Annotated in this window: 17 protein-coding genes; 11 read left to right on the top strand and 6 right to left on the bottom strand. The window is 71.4% G+C overall.

What is annotated here, in order from left to right:
- Window positions 1-8: 8 nt before the first annotated feature.
- A complete protein-coding gene (locus tag MJ607_RS02125; RefSeq protein ID WP_243073894.1) occupies window positions 9-707 on the bottom strand; it encodes a response regulator transcription factor in 699 nt (232 codons plus the stop codon).
- 115 nt (window positions 708-822) lie between these two features.
- On the opposite strand from MJ607_RS02125, the gene MJ607_RS02120 reads away from it, so the two are divergent.
- The 4 genes from MJ607_RS02120 (at window position 823) to MJ607_RS02105 (ending at window position 4,097) form a co-directional block, all read left to right on the top strand.
- On the top strand, window positions 823-1,113 hold the full coding sequence (locus tag MJ607_RS02120; protein ID WP_243073893.1) for a hypothetical protein: 291 nt from the start codon (window positions 823-825) through the stop codon (window positions 1,111-1,113).
- 169 nt (window positions 1,114-1,282) lie between these two features.
- Window positions 1,283-1,882: an FABP family protein gene (locus MJ607_RS02115; protein ID WP_243073892.1), complete on the top strand. Its 600-nt coding sequence runs from the start codon at window positions 1,283-1,285 to the stop codon at window positions 1,880-1,882.
- Window positions 1,882-2,988 (top strand): folate-binding protein YgfZ, encoded by a 1,107-nt coding sequence (locus tag MJ607_RS02110; RefSeq protein WP_243073891.1) that lies wholly within the window; start codon window positions 1,882-1,884, stop codon window positions 2,986-2,988. Before MJ607_RS02115 ends, MJ607_RS02110 begins: the two co-directional genes overlap by 1 nt.
- 23 nt (window positions 2,989-3,011) lie before the next feature.
- Window positions 3,012-4,097, top strand: coding sequence for an aromatic acid exporter family protein (locus MJ607_RS02105; protein ID WP_243073890.1), 1,086 nt, complete (start codon window positions 3,012-3,014; stop codon window positions 4,095-4,097).
- A gap of 3 nt (window positions 4,098-4,100) precedes the next feature.
- On the opposite strand, the gene MJ607_RS02100 is transcribed toward MJ607_RS02105, so the two are convergent.
- The gene (locus MJ607_RS02100; protein WP_243073889.1) at window positions 4,101-4,928 is read right to left on the bottom strand and encodes a class I SAM-dependent methyltransferase; all 828 of its coding nucleotides are present in this window, start codon (window positions 4,926-4,928) and stop codon (window positions 4,101-4,103) included.
- 54 nt (window positions 4,929-4,982) lie between these two features.
- Between MJ607_RS02100 and MJ607_RS02095 the strand changes: the two genes are divergently transcribed.
- On the top strand, window positions 4,983-5,735 hold the full coding sequence (locus MJ607_RS02095) for a phosphoglyceromutase (protein ID WP_243073888.1): 753 nt from the start codon (window positions 4,983-4,985) through the stop codon (window positions 5,733-5,735).
- Between the two features lie 101 nt (window positions 5,736-5,836).
- On the opposite strand, the gene phoU is transcribed toward MJ607_RS02095, so the two are convergent.
- Window positions 5,837-6,532 (bottom strand): phosphate signaling complex protein PhoU, encoded by a 696-nt coding sequence (gene phoU / locus MJ607_RS02090; protein WP_243073887.1) that lies wholly within the window; start codon window positions 6,530-6,532, stop codon window positions 5,837-5,839.
- Between the two features lie 164 nt (window positions 6,533-6,696).
- On the opposite strand from phoU, the gene MJ607_RS02085 reads away from it, so the two are divergent.
- Both MJ607_RS02085 and MJ607_RS02080 read left to right on the top strand, forming a co-directional pair.
- Complete coding sequence (locus tag MJ607_RS02085) at window positions 6,697-7,926, top strand: cell wall metabolism sensor histidine kinase WalK (RefSeq protein ID WP_243073886.1); 1,230 nt, start codon at window positions 6,697-6,699, stop codon at window positions 7,924-7,926.
- A complete protein-coding gene (locus MJ607_RS02080) occupies window positions 7,923-8,606 on the top strand; it encodes a response regulator transcription factor (protein ID WP_243073885.1) in 684 nt (227 codons plus the stop codon). Before MJ607_RS02085 ends, MJ607_RS02080 begins: the two co-directional genes overlap by 4 nt.
- Window positions 8,607-8,672: 66 nt before the next feature.
- Here the strand turns inward: MJ607_RS02080 and MJ607_RS02075 are convergent, their stop codons facing one another.
- Window positions 8,673-9,182 carry a DNA modification methylase gene (locus MJ607_RS02075; RefSeq protein ID WP_243073884.1) on the bottom strand — a complete coding sequence of 170 codons (510 nt, stop codon included), beginning with the start codon at window positions 9,180-9,182 and terminating at the stop codon, window positions 8,673-8,675.
- Between the two features lie 141 nt (window positions 9,183-9,323).
- Here MJ607_RS02075 and MJ607_RS02070 point away from each other — a divergent pair, with 141 nt between their 5' ends.
- Window positions 9,324-9,806: a CarD family transcriptional regulator gene (locus tag MJ607_RS02070; RefSeq protein ID WP_141883814.1), complete on the top strand. Its 483-nt coding sequence runs from the start codon at window positions 9,324-9,326 to the stop codon at window positions 9,804-9,806.
- A gap of 78 nt (window positions 9,807-9,884) precedes the next feature.
- Window positions 9,885-11,126 (top strand): 2-C-methyl-D-erythritol 4-phosphate cytidylyltransferase, encoded by a 1,242-nt coding sequence (ispD, locus tag MJ607_RS02065; protein WP_374238016.1) that lies wholly within the window; start codon window positions 9,885-9,887, stop codon window positions 11,124-11,126.
- A 15-nt stretch (window positions 11,127-11,141) separates the two neighbouring features.
- Here the strand turns inward: ispD and MJ607_RS02060 are convergent, their stop codons facing one another.
- Together MJ607_RS02060 and MJ607_RS02055 are read right to left on the bottom strand one after the other, a co-directional pair.
- A complete protein-coding gene (locus tag MJ607_RS02060) occupies window positions 11,142-11,603 on the bottom strand; it encodes a GNAT family N-acetyltransferase (protein ID WP_243073883.1) in 462 nt (153 codons plus the stop codon).
- A gap of 2 nt (window positions 11,604-11,605) precedes the next feature.
- Window positions 11,606-12,553, bottom strand: coding sequence for a DMT family transporter (locus MJ607_RS02055; protein ID WP_243073882.1), 948 nt, complete (start codon window positions 12,551-12,553; stop codon window positions 11,606-11,608).
- 79 nt (window positions 12,554-12,632) lie between these two features.
- Between MJ607_RS02055 and cysS the strand changes: the two genes are divergently transcribed.
- The gene (gene cysS, locus MJ607_RS02050) at window positions 12,633-14,054 is read left to right on the top strand and encodes a cysteine--tRNA ligase (RefSeq protein WP_243073881.1); all 1,422 of its coding nucleotides are present in this window, start codon (window positions 12,633-12,635) and stop codon (window positions 14,052-14,054) included.
- Window positions 14,047-15,039: a 23S rRNA (guanosine(2251)-2'-O)-methyltransferase RlmB gene (gene rlmB / locus MJ607_RS02045; RefSeq protein ID WP_243073880.1), complete on the top strand. Its 993-nt coding sequence runs from the start codon at window positions 14,047-14,049 to the stop codon at window positions 15,037-15,039. Before cysS ends, rlmB begins: the two co-directional genes overlap by 8 nt.
- Window positions 15,040-15,098 lie beyond the last annotated feature (59 nt).

The raw sequence follows: 15,098 nt of genomic DNA, 5'->3' as shown, positions 1-15,098 counted from the left end.
TCGTCCTGCTATGCGGGGGAGTGCGACGACGGTGCCGGCAGCTGATCGTCTTCGTAGACGTTGAAGCGGTAGCCGACGTTGCGGACAGTGCCGATCAGCTGCTCGAGGTCGCCGAGCTTGGCGCGCAGGCGCCGCACGTGCACGTCGACCGTTCGCGTGCCGCCGAAGTAGTCGTAGCCCCACACTTCGCTCAGCAGCTGCTCGCGGGTGAAGACGCGCGAGGGGTGCGTCGCGAAGAAGTGCAGGAGCTGGAACTCCTTGTAGGTGAGGTCGAGGGGCTTGCCGTGCACCTTCGCGGAGTAGGAGGACTCGTCGATCGTGATCCCCGACGTCTGGATGCGCGTCGAGACCTGCTCCTTCGACATGCGTCCGATCGCGAGGCGCACGCGGGCGTCGACCTCGGCGGGACCGGCCGTCACGAGGATGACGTCGTCGATGCCCCAGTCGGTGGACACGGCGGTGAGTCCGCCCTCGGTCACGACCAGGACGAGCGGCGCGTCGAGGCCTGTCGTGTTGAGGATCTTGCACAGCGACTTGGCGCCGACGAGGTCGATGCGCGCGTCGACGAAGATGACGTCGGCGCTCGGCGCGTTGACCAGCTGCGCCGGCTCGGCGGGGATCTGGCGCACTCGATGGCTGAGGAGCTCGAGCGAGGGCAGGACGGGGCCGCCTCCTTGAGCGGAACTCAGGACGAGGAGCTGTGCCAAAAGTGAACCTCCCGACGCGGCCGGACGCGGCGTGAGAACCCAGTTTAGGGGCCTCGCGGCCACCGCGTATCGAACGAGTCGGCGCAGGGCGCGTCGCGTGCGCCACAATGGAGCCATGGCAGCACCCGCGCTTGCGCCGCGCCGCACCACCGGCGGCATCGTGACCGTCTGGGTCGTGGCGGCCGTCATCGGCGTCGCGATCGGCCTCTTCGTGCCCGCCGACTGGCGCGCGGCATGGCTCGTCGTCGCCCTGGGCGGCACCCTGATCCTCGCGTTCGCCGTCCAGCTGGCGTACGGACGCTCGCAGGGCTACATCCGCCGCGTGGCGATCAGCATCCTCGGCGCCCTCATCGTCCTGGGTGTCATCAGCCTCGGGTTCGGTCTCGCCTCGATCGTCCCGGGGTAGCGTCGCGGGGCTCGGGTCCCGGTTCCTGACTAGACTGACGATATGGATCTGCTCGCGCTCGAACTCTTCTTCGTGGGGCTTCTCGCTCTCGCGTCGCTCGCGATCGTCTTCGTCTCGGGCGTCGTCGTCAAGAACCTGTACCGCGGCCAGCGCTGAAGATCGGCGCGCCGTGCTGGAGCTGCCGACCGATCTGCCCGCCGACCTCGTGCCGCTCTCGTGGCTCGTGGGCGTGTGGGAAGGCACCGGGGTCATCGACTACGAGGCATCCGGTCACCGCTTCGAAGGCGAGTTCGCGCACCGCGTGAGCTTCAGCCATGACGGCGGCCCGTACCTGAACTACTCCGCGAGCGCGTGGCTGCTCGGCGAGTCGGAGCGCACCCCGCTCGTGTCGGAGGTCGGCTTCTGGCGCCTCTCGCGCCCCGCGGGCGCCGCCGACGTCGGGCCGGGGCTGCTTCCCGCGACCGCAGCGCCCCTCGAGCGCACCGCCGACGACGTCGAGCTGCTGCGCAACGCCGAGGGCGGCTTCGACATCGAGGCGTCGATCATCCATTCCGACGGCGTGAGCGAGCTGTACCTGGGGCAGGTGCGCGGCCCGCGCATCGACATCGCGACGGATGCCGTCGTGCGCACCGCCGGCGCCAAGCCCTACGCGGCGGCCACCCGGCTGTACGGCCTCGTGGACCAGCACCTGCTGTGGGCGTGGGACATCGCCGCCCTCGGCAGCGAGCTCGCCTCGCACGCATCGGCACGCCTCGCGAGGGCCGACTGATGACCGCCGGCTTCGCACTCGTGCCCGGCGCCGTCATCGACGGGCGGGGACTCCTGCACGTGGGCAACCCCTTCACCGAGCAGCGCGCGCTCGCCGTGGGCTCCGCCGTCGCGCCGCTCGGCGACCGTCGCGTCCTCGCCGTATCGGGCGAGGACCGGCTCTCGTGGCTCGACTCCCTGACGTCGCAGGCGCTCACGGCCCTCGCCCCGGGTGAGAGCACCGAGCTGCTCGTGCTCGATCCGCACGGTCGCATCGAGCACGCGGCGTCCGTCCTCGACGACGGCGAGACGACGTGGCTCATCGCCGACGCAGGCGATGCCGACGCTCTGCTCGCCTGGCTCCTGCGCATGCGGTTCCGGCTCCGCGTCGCCCCGCGCGATGCGAGCGACGAGTTCGCCGTCATCGGCGGCACCGCGCAGGCGCTCGACGCGGTCGAGGCGACCGCCCCGGCCGGCGTGCCGGTCGTGTGGCGCGACCCCTGGCCCGGCGTCTCGGCGGGAGGCCACGGCTACGCGTTCGCCGACCCGCATCCGGGCGCCGATCGCGACTGGAGCGAGGCTATCGTCACGCGCGCCGAAGAGCAGCGGATCGCGGATGCCGCCGCCCGCGGCGACATCGCCCTCGCGGGTCTCATCGCGACCGACGCGCTGCGCGTCGCGGCCTGGCGCCCGCGCTGGTCGAACGAGGTCGACGACCGCGCGATCCCGCACGAGCTGGACTGGCTGCGCACCGCCGTGCACCTCAGCAAGGGCTGCTACCGCGGCCAGGAGACGGTCGCCAAGGTGCACAACCTCGGTCATCCGCCGCGTCGCCTCGTCGCGCTCGCCCTCGACGGCTCCGAGAGTCTGCTGCCCGCGGCCGGCGAGCAGGTCCGCGCCGGCGAGGATGTCGTCGGCACGATCACCTCGGTCGCGCAGCACTTCGAAGAGGGCCCGATCGCGCTCGCGATCGTGCGGCGATCCACCCCCGTGGACGCACCCCTCGTCGTCGACACGGAAGAGGGCCCCGTCGCCGCGGCGCAGGAGGTCATCGTCCCGCCAGAGGCCGGAGCCACCGCCGGCGTACCTCGTCTTCCGCGACTGTCGCGGCGCGCGCAGGCGAAATGATCTCGCGGCCGGCGAGCGGGCCCGTGACACAGGCCGTCCCGACCGGCTGGCGAAGGCGGATCGACCCCCGTCCGGCGTTCGCGAGGGTGTCGGCATCCGGCATCCCGATCCTGCAGATCGTCGTCGCGGCGACGGCCGCCTATGCGTTCGCGCATGGCGTGTTGGGTCACCCGAGCCCGCTGCTCGCGGCGACCGTCACGGTCGGCAGTCTGGGACTCGTGCGCGACGCGAGGCCGCGCGGCGTGCTCGAGACGGTGCTCGGGATGCTCGTGGGCATCGTCGTCGCCGAGCTGCTGCTGCTCGTCGCGGGCACGGGGTGGTGGCAGATCGGACTCGCGCTCGGCGTGACACTGGTCGTGGCGCGCTTCCTCTCGCCGCAGGCGGGATTCGCGATCGCGGCGGCGATCCAATCGCTCATCGTCATGGCGATCCCGTCGCCTGCGCCGTTCCTGCGTGTCTACGACGGGATCATCGGCGGCATCGCCGCGCTCATCGTCACGGCGTTCATCCCGCGCAATCCGCTGAAGACCGAGCTGCGCGACGCGAGGGCGCTCTTCGCGGCGCTCGACGCCGCAGCCGCGACCCTCGCGCAGGCGCTCCGTCGCGGCGATCGCCTGCGCGCGGAGCGCGGACTCGAGAAGGCCCGTGCGCTCACGCCACTCGCCGACCACTGGCGATCCTCGCTCGAATCGGGGATCGCGATCGCGCGCATCTCGCCGTTCCTGCGCCGTCAGCGCGCCGAGCTGCAGCGGCACGAGCGCGTGCGCGCCTCGCTCGACCTCGCCGTCCGCAACCTGCGGGTCATCGCGCGGCGCGTCGTCTACGTGTGCGACGACGGCCGCGCGCGGCCCGTTCCCGCCGAGCTGCTCGCCGAGGTCATGCGCGCGGCATCCGTCGTCTCCGACTCGCTCGAGGACATCGCGCTGCAGCCCGCCGCCCGCGAGGCGCTCTACGCCGTCGCACGGCGCCTCGACCCGGCCGACGTGCTGCCGGACGCGTCGCTCGGCGATCAGAACCTCGTGGCGGCGCTGCGCCCGCTCGTGGTCGATCTGCTCACCGCGACGGGGCTCACGCCGGCCGAGGCGCGCGCCGCGATCCCGCGGATCTGAACGTCACGTCGCGGGGGCGACGGCGCTCCAGGGCAGGGTGACCTCGCCGAGCCGCCATCGCGCTCGGGCCTGCAGCGGCCAGCCGGCCGCCGAGAGCGCGGCCAGAGCCGTCTCCCAGCGGTGCACAGGGCCGAACGGGGCGACGGCTGCGGCGCGGTCCCATTCGGCGTCCAGCGCCGCGAGGAAGGCGTGCACGCCCTCGCCGGGGACGTTGCGGTGGATGAGGGCCTTCGGGAGCCGCTCCGCCGCGATGGCGGGACGCTCCAGCTCCGCGAGCCGCAGCGAGACCGAGAGCGTGCGGGGCGCGGCGTCGGGGCCCACGACGATCCACGTCATGATGCGCCCGAGCTCGTCGCACGTGCCCTCGACGAGGATTCCACCGGGCGCGAGCCGGTCGCACATGCGGCCCCACGCGTCGGCGACCTCCGCCTCCTGGTACTGGCGCAGGACGTTCATCGCGCGGATGACGGCGGGCCGCCGCCCGCCCGCGATCGGCACTTCGAAGCCACCGAGGCCGAACGAGACCCGTGCGCCGGGATCGAACCCCGTCGTGCCGGCCCGCACCGCCGCGAGCTGCTCACGCGCCCGCTCCACGCGCGCCGGTTCGATCTCGAGCCCCAGCACCTCGACATCGGGGCGGGCGCGCGCGAGGCGGGCGTGCAGCTCGAGCGCCGTCACGCCGCTCGCTCCGTAGCCGAGATCGACGACGAGCGGATCGGCGGCGCCGCGCAGTGCCGGATGCCGCGCGATCCAGCGGTCGACGCGACGCAGCCGGTTCGTTCCCGTCGTTCCCCGCGTGACCTGGCCGACGGGGGATCGCCGGGTCGCCATGAGCCCATGATGCCAGGCCGTGCGCGACATCCCGGTCTCGGTATCATGGCGAGCATGACCGCGCCCTACACGCTGATCCTGCTTCGCCACGGCCAGAGCGAATGGAACGAACTCAACCTCTTCACCGGATGGGTCGACGTCCGGCTCTCGGAGAAGGGCCGGGCCGAAGCCACGCGCGGCGGCGAGCTGCTCGCCGAGTCGGGGCTGCTCCCGGACGTCCTGCACACCTCGGTGCTCAGCCGCGCCATCCAGACCGCGAACCTCGCCCTCGACGCCGCCGACCGCCTGTGGATCCCCGTCAAGCGCACGTGGCGGCTCAACGAGCGCCACTACGGTGCGCTGCAGGGCAAGGACAAGGCCCAGACCCTCGCCGAGTTCGGCCAGGAGCAGTTCATGCTCTGGCGTCGTTCGTTCGACGTGCCGCCGCCCGTCCTCGACGACGACTCCGAGTTCAGCCAGGTGAACGATCCGCGCTACGTCGGCATCGACGGCGAGATCCCGCGCACCGAGTCGCTTTCGCTCGTCATCGACCGCTTCCTGCCCTACTGGGAGAGCGACATCAAGCCCGACCTCGCGGCGGGCAAGACCGTCCTCGTGACGGCGCACGGAAACTCCTTGCGGGGCCTTGTGAAGCACCTCGACGGCATCAGCGACGCCGACATCTCGGAGCTCAACATCCCCACCGGCATCCCGCTCGTCTATCGCCTCGGCGAGGACTTCATGCCGCTCGGACCGGGGGAGTACCTCGACCCCGAGGCGGCCGCCGCGGGTGCCGCCGCCGTTGCGGCGCAGGGCGCCAAGAAATGACGCGAGCCGCGATCGTGCGCTGATCCGAACGAGAAGAAGAGCGGATGCTCCCCCCGGGGCATCCGCTCTTCTGGTCTTTCGCGCTCTCCGCGCGGAGCCGGTTACAGCGTCGTGGCTGCTCCCGGGGCGGGAGCGACGAACGTGTCGTCGCTGTCGGTCGTCCAGTCGCCCGTCGCGAGGTAGGTGACCTTCTTCGAGATCGACACGGCGTGGTCGGCGAAGCGCTCGTGGTAGCGGCTCGCGAGGGTCGCGTCGACGGTCGCGGCGGTCTCGCCCTGCCAGCTGTCCGAGAGGACCTTCTCGAACACCGAGACGTGCAGGTCGTCGATCTTGTCGTCGTCGTTGCGCAGCTGCTCGGCGATCTCGAGGTCCTGCGTGCGCAGCAGCTCGGTGAGCTTGCGCGCCACCTCGACGTCGAGCTGACCCATCTGGGTGAACGTGCTCTTGAGTCCTCGCGGGATCGCCCGCTCAGGGAAGCGCATTCGCGTCAGCTGAGCGATGTGCTCGGCGATGTCGCCCATTCGCTCGAGCGACGCGCTGATGCGCAGAGCGCTCACGACGATCCGCAGGTCGCGGGCGACCGGCTGCTGACGGGCGAGGATCTCGATCGCGATCTCGTCGAGGGCGATCGCCTTCTCGTCGATGACGGCGTCGGCCTCGATGACCTCCTCGGCGAGCGCGACGTCGCTCGTGCCGAAGGCGCGCGTCGCCTTCTCGATCGCGGTCGTCACGAGCTCGGAGATCTCGACGAGCCGATCCTGGACGTCCTCGAGGGACTGGTGGAATACCTCGCGCATCCGACACCTCTTTCCTATGCATGGCCCTGGCTCGGGCAGCCTCGGCGATTGTCGTCAGCGAAGGTTAACGAACGGTGCCGCGAGAGTGAATAGTAGCCGTCCCTCCCCGCGGGCAGCCCCGGACGGCCGATTGCGGCAGCAGCCGCCCCTCTACTCTGGAGAGCATGGAAACGACGCAGCTCGCGCTGCTCGCCCTGCTCCTGGGGGCGATTATCGGGGGCCTCGTCACTGCGGTCATCATGGCGTCGCTGCGCGCCCGCGACCGGCTGCAGTCCGAGACGACGGCCATCGTCCCCGAGGGCGTCGCGCAGGTTCTGCACGGGATGGATGACGCGGCCGCCGTCGTCGACGCGTCGTTCACGGTCGTCGCAGCGTCGAACCTCGCGGCGCCGTTCGGCCTCGTGGAGGGGTACGTCCTTCCAGGCGACGAGCTCAAGGCCGTCGCCCGCCGTGCGCGGGCGGGGGAGTCCGCCGCGACATCCACCCTGCGGCTGCGCCGCGGCGCGCCGCCCGCCGAGCCGCGGCTCGTCGTCGTGCGGGCGACCCGCATCTCGACGCGCTTCTCGTTCCTCGTGCTGCGCGACATCACCGAGAAGGAGCGCGTCGAGCAGATGCGGCGCGACTTCGTGGCCAACACGAGCCACGAGATCAAGACCCCGGTGGGCGCCGTGAGCCTTCTCGCCGAAGCGATCGAGTCGGCTGCCGACGACCCCGCCCAGGTGCGGGTGTTCGCGGCGCGGCTCCTGGCCGAGGCGGCGCGCCTGGCCCAGCTCACGTCGCGCATCATGAGCCTGTCGCGCCTGCAGGCGGCCGACGAGTTCTCCGACGAGCGCGAGGTCTCGGTCGACGAGGTCGTCGCCTCGGCGATCGACGCGCACGTCATCCCCGCCGACTCCGCGGGCGTCTCGATCACGCGCGGCGGCGCCCGCGGCCTCTACGTCCGCGGCGATGCGCAGATCCTCAGCGAGGCCGTCGGCAACCTCGTCGTCAACGCGATCGCCTACTCGCCGAGCGGCTCGACCGTCGGGGTGGGCGTCAAGGCGGTCGGCGACATCGTCGAGATCGCCGTGACCGACCGCGGGATCGGCATCCCCGAGGGCGAGCAGGCGCGCGTGTTCGAGCGCTTCTACCGCGCGGATCAGGCGCGCTCGCGCCGCACGGGCGGAACGGGGCTCGGCCTGTCGATCGTCAAGCACGCCGTGCAGCGCCACGGCGGCGAGGTGACCCTGTGGTCGCGTCCCGGCCGCGGCTCGACCTTCACCATCCGGTTACCGCTGGTCGAGGGCCCCGTCCCCGAGCCGCCGCGCAAGAAGCGTAAGAAGAGTCGTGCGAAGGCCGCGACGCCGCGTCCGGCGACCACGATCCCTGCCCCTGTGAACGGAGACACCCCATGACCCGCGTCTTGATCGTCGAGGACGAGCCCGACCTCGCCGACCCTCTCGCCTACCTGCTGCGCCGCGAAGGCCACGAGGTCGAGATCGCCGAAGACGGCCCGTCCGCGCTCACGGCGTTCCGCGAGCGCGGCACCGACATCGTGCTGCTCGACCTCATGCTGCCGGGGATGCCGGGCACCGAGGTGTGCCGGCAGCTGCGGACCGTCTCCAACGTGCCGATCATCATGCTGACGGCCAAGGACTCCGAGGTCGACATCGTCGTGGGGCTCGAGCTGGGCGCCGATGACTACGTGACCAAGCCCTACTCCGCGCGCGAGCTGCTCGCCCGCATGCGTGCCGTGCTGCGTCGTCTCTCGTCGGTCGAGGCGGACCTCGACGACCGGGTCCTGACCGGCGGCCGCGTGACGCTCGACATCGACCGCCACACCGTGGCCGTCGCGGGCGGCGAGATCAGCATGCCCCTCAAGGAATTCGAGCTGCTCGAGGTGCTCATGCGCAACGCCGGTCGCGTTCTCACCCGCGGCCAGCTGATCGACCGCGTGTGGGGCACCGACTACTTCGGCGACACCAAGACGCTCGATGTGCACATCAAGCGCATCCGCTCGCGCATCGAGGAGAATCCCGGCGAGCCCGAGATGCTCGTGACCGTGCGCGGCCTCGGCTACCGCTTCGAGGGCTGAGACCCCCGAACGCGAAGCGCCCCTCGACTCGTGGAGTCGAGGGGCGCTTCGCGGCGTCGCCGGTGCTCAGGGCACGAACGGCGCGAGGTAGTCGAGTGCGCCGTCGAGGACGGGCACGGCGACCTGGACGCCTTCGGCGTCACCGGACTGGAAGTACACGAGGACGTCCGAGCCGGCGGGCGCGTCGATCCCTTCGATGAGGAGTGCGTCCTCGGTCACGCCGAGGCTCACCGTCGTGTGCGCGGGCACGCGCACGGTCTCTTCGATGGGGTTCTCCTCGCCGAACTCGAGGTGCAGGGTCTGCGTCTCGTCGGACGAGTTGATGATCGCGGCGAGGAAGTTGGCGTCCTCGCCCTCCTCGTTCGTGACGAGCAGCGCGTTGCGCACCTCGAGCGGCCCCGAGTCGGGCACGTTGACCCCATCGGCGGGCGAGTACGGCAGCGTCGTCGCCTGCGTCGAGAGCATGGCGCAGCCGGTCGTCCCGAGAAGGACGACGGCGCCGAGGGCGAGCGACGCGATGAGGCGCGGTTTCCTCGGATTGAGCGCCGACCCGGCGGGGCGGTGTATCGAAATCACGGATCCTCCTGGGACGGATGCAGACATCCCCTGCAGTCTAGAGGGTCAGCGTGTCGCGGGTGTGTCGCCGCGAGGGTGGGCGGCGAACCTTAGCGTATGTCGCCTGTGGTATCCTGGAGGTTGCCGAAAGGACATAACTGCATGCTTTTTGAGGTTGGCGAGACGGTCGTTTACCCGCACCATGGGGCGGCGACGATCGCAGAAGTGAAGACTCGAGTAATCAAGGGCGAAGAAAAGGTCTACCTCAAGCTCCGCGTCACTCAAGGCGATCTGACCATCGAGGTCCCGGCTGACAACGTCGATCTCGTGGGGGTCCGCGATGTGATCGGCAAAGAGGGGCTCGAGCGCGTCTTCGAGGTGCTTCGCGCGCCCTTCACGGAGGAGCCGACCAACTGGTCGCGTCGCTACAAGGCGAACCTCGAGAAGCTCGCTTCCGGTGATGTCATCAAGGTGAGCGAGGTCGTCCGCGACCTGTGGCGCCGCGATCAGGACCGCGGACTCTCGGCGGGCGAGAAGCGCATGCTCGCGAAGGCCCGTCAGATCCTCATCTCCGAGCTCGCGCTCGCCGAGAAGACGGACGAAGAGCAGGCCGGCGTCGTCCTCGACGAGGTCCTGGCCTCCTGACCTCGACGCGGCGCGGGTCACGGGTGAGCAGCCCGCGACGCGCGCCTCGAAACCCGGTGTGGCCGGTAGCGTGAGGGCGTGCCCCTCGATACCACTCAGGATCCGCCACTCGACTCCGGTCGAGGAGTGATCCCTGTGCCGCGCATCGCCGTAATCGTCGTCGCCGCAGGCTCCGGCACGCGGCTGGGCCGATCGACGCCCAAAGCGTTCGTCGGGCTCGACGAGCACTCGATCCTGCGTCACGCACTGCGCGGGGTCTTCGCCGCGACCGCCGCGCAGGTCATCGTCGTCGCACCCGAAGACCGCGTCGGCGACGCGCTGACCGAGGCCATCGAGGCTGCCGGCGACAAGCGCGACCTCGTCTCGGTCGTCCCGGGCGGCGCGACGCGCCAGGAGTCTGTCCGTGCGGGCCTGCACGCCGTGTGGGGCGACGTCGACATCGTGCTCGTGCACGATGCGGCGCGCGCCCTGACACCGCCCGAGGTCTTCGCGCGGGTCGTCGCAGCGATCGACGCGGGCGCGGACGGGGCGATCCCGGTGCTGCCCGTCATCGACACGCTCAAGCGCGTCGACGGCTCCGAGATCGTCGCGGCCGTCGACCGCGCAGAGCTCGCCGCCGCGCAGACTCCGCAGGGCTTCCGACGCGACGTGCTCGATGCCGCGTACGGCGCGGCGACCGAGGACTTCACCGACGACGCGGCCCTCGTCGCGCAGGCGGGCCACAGCGTCGCCGCCGTCGCAGGCGATGCGCTCGGCTTCAAGATCACGACCCCCGCGGACCTCGACCGTGCGCGTGGCCTGGTGACGCCTCTTCCCGCCGTGACGTCCACCATCGGGCACGCCGCCGTCGTCCCGCGCGTAGGCCTCGGCACCGACGTGCACGCCTTCGGCGGCGCGGGCGACCTGTGGCTCGCAGGCCTCGAGTGGCCCGGCGAGCCCGCCCTCTCAGGGCACTCGGACGGGGATGCCGTCGCCCACGCGATCGTCGACGCGCTGCTGTCCGCGGCCGGCCTGGGCGACATCGGCACGCACTTCGGCACGTCGCGGCCCGAGTACGCCGCGGCCCACGCCGACGCCTTCCTCGCCCGCACACTCGCCCTCCTCGGCGAGGCGGGCTGGCGCATCGGGAACGTCTCCGTGCAGGTGCAGGCGAATCGTCCGCGCTTCGCGGCACGCCGCGCCGAGGCCGAGGCCGCACTCTCGGCGGCGCTCGGCGGAGCATCCGTCTCCCTGTCGGCGACCACGACCGACGGACTCGGCTTCACGGGCACGGGTGAGGGCGTCGCGGCCTTCGCCGTCGCGCTCCTCGTCCCCGCCTGAGCGTCGCGACCCGCGCTAAAGTTCGCGGGTCATGAACAGCGAGAACGGGTCGTGCGCGTACCCCTCGAAGGGGGCGCACTCCGTGAAGCCCTCGCTCGCGTAGAGCCGCTGCGCGGGGACGAAGTCGGCGGTCGTGCCCGTCTCGAGCCACAGGCTCGTCATCCCGCGCTCCCGCGCGGCCGCCATGATGTGCCGCAGCAGGGCGCGGCCCACACCCGAGCCGCGGAACCGGTCGTCGACGCGCATCGACTTGAGCTCGCCGCGCTGCGCGTCGATCGCCTTGAGGGCGCCGATCCCCGCGAGCTCCCCGTCGATCCAGGCCGACCAGAACGTGATCGACGGATGCCGCAGCGCGCCCACATCGAGGGCGTGCACGCTCTCGGGGGGAGAGTATTCGCGCATCCCGTCCAGGTGGCTCGCGATGAGGCGCAGCGTCGCCTCCGACGTCACGTCGTCGACGAGGATCTCGATGGTCATGGTCACCCTTCCACAGCGAAGGGACGCGGATCCCGCGCGGAGCGCGACCCCCACGCGAGCAGGGCGAGGCCCGCGGCGAGCACGACGAGACCCGCGATCGCGAGGGCGCTCAGCCGCTCGTCGAGGACGAAGATCCCCAGGATGCTCGCGGTGAGCGGCTCGCCGAGCGTGAGCGTCGCGGCGGTCGCCGCCGTGAGCCCGCTCAGGCCCCACGTGAAAAGCACGTAGGCGATCGAGATCGTTGCGATGCCGAGCCACAGGCCCATCACGACCCCCGCGGTCGTCGACAGCCAGGACAGGTCGACGAACGGCAGCGCGACGATCGCGATGACGGCCGAGCTCGCCCCCATCGCCCCGACGACGGTGAAGGGGTCCCACCCCGCGTCGAGCAGCCGGCGCTGGGCGTTGGCGATGACGGCGAACGAGGCGGCGGCTCCCAGCGACCCGAGCAGGCCGATCGGGTCGGTCCCGCCCGCGCCTGCGCCCGACGACGCGCCGCCGGCTCCGAGCAGCACGACGCCGACCGTCGCGAGCGCCGTCGCGACCATCCACGCGGCGCTCGGCGCCCGCCGCGTCAGGAGCCACTCCAGCAGCCCCGCCATGATCGGGGCGGATCCCAGCGCGATGACGGTGCCGACGGCGACGCCGTTGCGCTCGGTCCCGAGGAAGAAGAGCGGCTGGTAGGTCGCGAGGCACACGCCCGTGAGCACCATGAGGGCGAGGGGACGGATGCCGAGACGCGGCCGGGGCGCGGCATCCGGTCGGCGCTCCGCACGAATGCGGTGGCGGCGCGCGAGCGTGAAGGCGATGAGCGCGAGCCCCGTGCCGCCGATCGCGAGACGTACGGCGCCGATCGCGAGAGGCGTCGCGCCGTCCGGCCCGAGCGCCTGCGAGGTGCCCGTCGTGCCGAAGAGGACGGCTGCCGCGAAGACGGCGAGAACATGGAGCATCCTTCATTCCTACTTCATCCCGTCGTGGCGACCCGACACGCGCCGGGTTCGCACAGGAGGGCGCCGGTAGGCTGGTGCAGTGACGGTCCGGCTCTATGACACCAAGGCGCAGCAGCTGCGCGACTTCGTGCCCCTCGACCCCCGGAACATCACGATCTACGTGTGTGGACCGACGGTGCAGTCGGGACCCCACATCGGCCACCTCCGCGGCGCGCTGAGCTTCGACATCCTGCGCCGCTGGCTCGCCCACAGGTACGAGCGCGTCACATTCGTCCGCAACGTGACCGACATCGACGACAAGGTGCTCGTCAATGCGACCGACACCGAGCCGTGGTGGGCGCTCGCGTACCGCATCGAGCTCGAGTTCACCCGCGCGTACACCGCGATCGGCATCCTCCCTCCCACGTACGAACCGCGCGCGACCGCGTCGATCCCGCAGATGCAGGAGCTCATCGGGCGCCTCATCGACGCGGGGCACGCGTACCCCGCGACCGCCGGTACCGATGCCGCGGGTGACGTCTACTTCGACGTGCGGTCATGGCCGTCGTACGGCTCGCTCACCAACCAGTCCCTCGACGCGATGGAGCCGGCCGCCGACGCCGATCCGCGCGGCAAGCGTGACCCCCGCGACTTCGCGCTCTGGAAGGGCGCCAAGCCCGATGAGCCGTCGTCGGCGACGTGGGATTCACCGTGGGGCGCGGGGCGCCCCGGCTGGCACATCGAGTGCTCGGCGATGTCGCGCCGGTACCTCGGATCCGAGTTCGACATCCACGGCGGCGGCCTCGATCTGCGCTTCCCGCATCACGAGAACGAGCTCGCGCAGTCGACGGCGGCAGGCGATGGGTTCGCCCGGTACTGGGTGCACAACGGGCTCGTGACCGTCGGCGCGCAGAAGATGTCCAAGTCGCTGTTCAACTTCATCCTCGCCGAGGACGTGCTGCGCGAGCGCGACCCCCTCGTCGTCCGCTACGCGCTCGCCGCCGCGCACTACCGTTCGAGCCTCGACATCACGCCGTCGACGTTCGACGAGGCCGAGGCCGCGCTCGACCGCATCCGCACGTTCCTGCACCGCGCCGCGAGGGCTCTCGCGAGCGACGGCGATCAGCGTGTCGAGGTCGCCGTGCCGGAGCGGTTCGCCGTTGCGATGGACGACGACCTCGGGGTGCCGCAGGCGCTCGCGGTCGTGCACGAGACGGTGCGGGACGGCAACTCCGCCCTCGACGCAGGCGATCGCGACGGCGTGCTGCGCGCCTTCGGCGAAGTCGCCGTCATGACCGGGATCCTCGGCATCGACCCCGAGGATCCACAGTGGCTCGGGGATGCCGGAGGGGCCGAGGCATCCGCTCTCGACGCCCTTCTCACGACGATGCTGGCCCAGCGCGCCGACGCGCGGGCCGCGAAGGACTGGGCGGCGGCCGATCGCATCCGCGATGCGATCGCCGCCGCAGGAATCACGCTGGAAGACAGCGCAGACGGAACACATTGGAGTATCGATGGCTAAGCCAGGGCGCCCCGGCGCGAGCAAGGGCGGCAAGGGTCCCACGAAGGGCACCGGCGGCAAGAACAAGCGGTCGCTCGAGGGTCGCGGTCCGACCCCCAAGGCGGAGGATCGCGCGTGGCACCCCGCGGGCAAGCGCAAGGCCGCGGCTGAGCGCTACGCCGCGGCGGGCGGCAAGGGCAGGCCGGGCGGCTCGACGGGTGGCTCGCGCGCGCCGCGGGCCAAGAAGGACGACGACACCGAGACCGTCACGGGGCGCAACAGCGTCCTCGAGGCGCTGCGCGCCAAGATCCCCGCGACCGCGCTCTACATCGCGCAGCGCGTCGAGATGGACGACCGCGTCAAGGAGATGCTGTCGATCGCGACGCACCGCGAGATCCCCGTGCTCGAGGTGACGCGCCCCGAGCTCGACCGCATGGCCGGGTTCGACGGCGTGCACCAGGGCGTCGCGCTCAAGGTGCCGCCCTACGAGTACAGCCACCCGCAGGACCTCCTCGAGCAGGTCATCGATCGCGGCGAGACCCCGCTTTTCGTCGCGCTCGACGGTGTGACCGATCCGCGCAACCTCGGCGCCATCATCCGCTCCACCGCCGCATTCGGCGGGCACGCCGTCATCCTCCCGCAGCGGCGCTCGGCGAGCGTGAACTCCGCCGCGTGGAAGACGAGCGCGGGCGCCGCGGCGCGGGTCCCCGTCGCGATCGCAGCCAACCTCACCGCGATGCTCAAGGAGTTCAAGAAGCAGGGTGTGTTCGTCCTGGGCCTCGACGGCGGGGGCGACATCTCGCTGCCCGCGCTCGAGCTCGCCGACCGTCCCGTCGTCATCGTCGTGGGCTCCGAGGGCAAGGGCCTCTCGCGCCTCGTGACCGAGACATGCGATCAGGTCGTGTCGATCCCGATCTCGGCAGCGACCGAGTCGCTCAACGCCGGCATCGCGGCATCCGTCGCCCTCTACCAGGTCTCGACCCTCCGCACCGGCGCCGCGAAATAATGCATTCCCGGGAATGAATCCCGGGAGTGCTCGCTTGCACTCGTGGAACCTGACGAAAG

It is taken from the genome of Microbacterium sp. SS28 (genome assembly GCF_022761035.1).
Taxonomy (GTDB): Bacteria; Actinomycetota; Actinomycetes; order Actinomycetales; family Microbacteriaceae; genus Microbacterium.
This window is presented reverse-complemented; position numbering and strand designations above follow the sequence as displayed.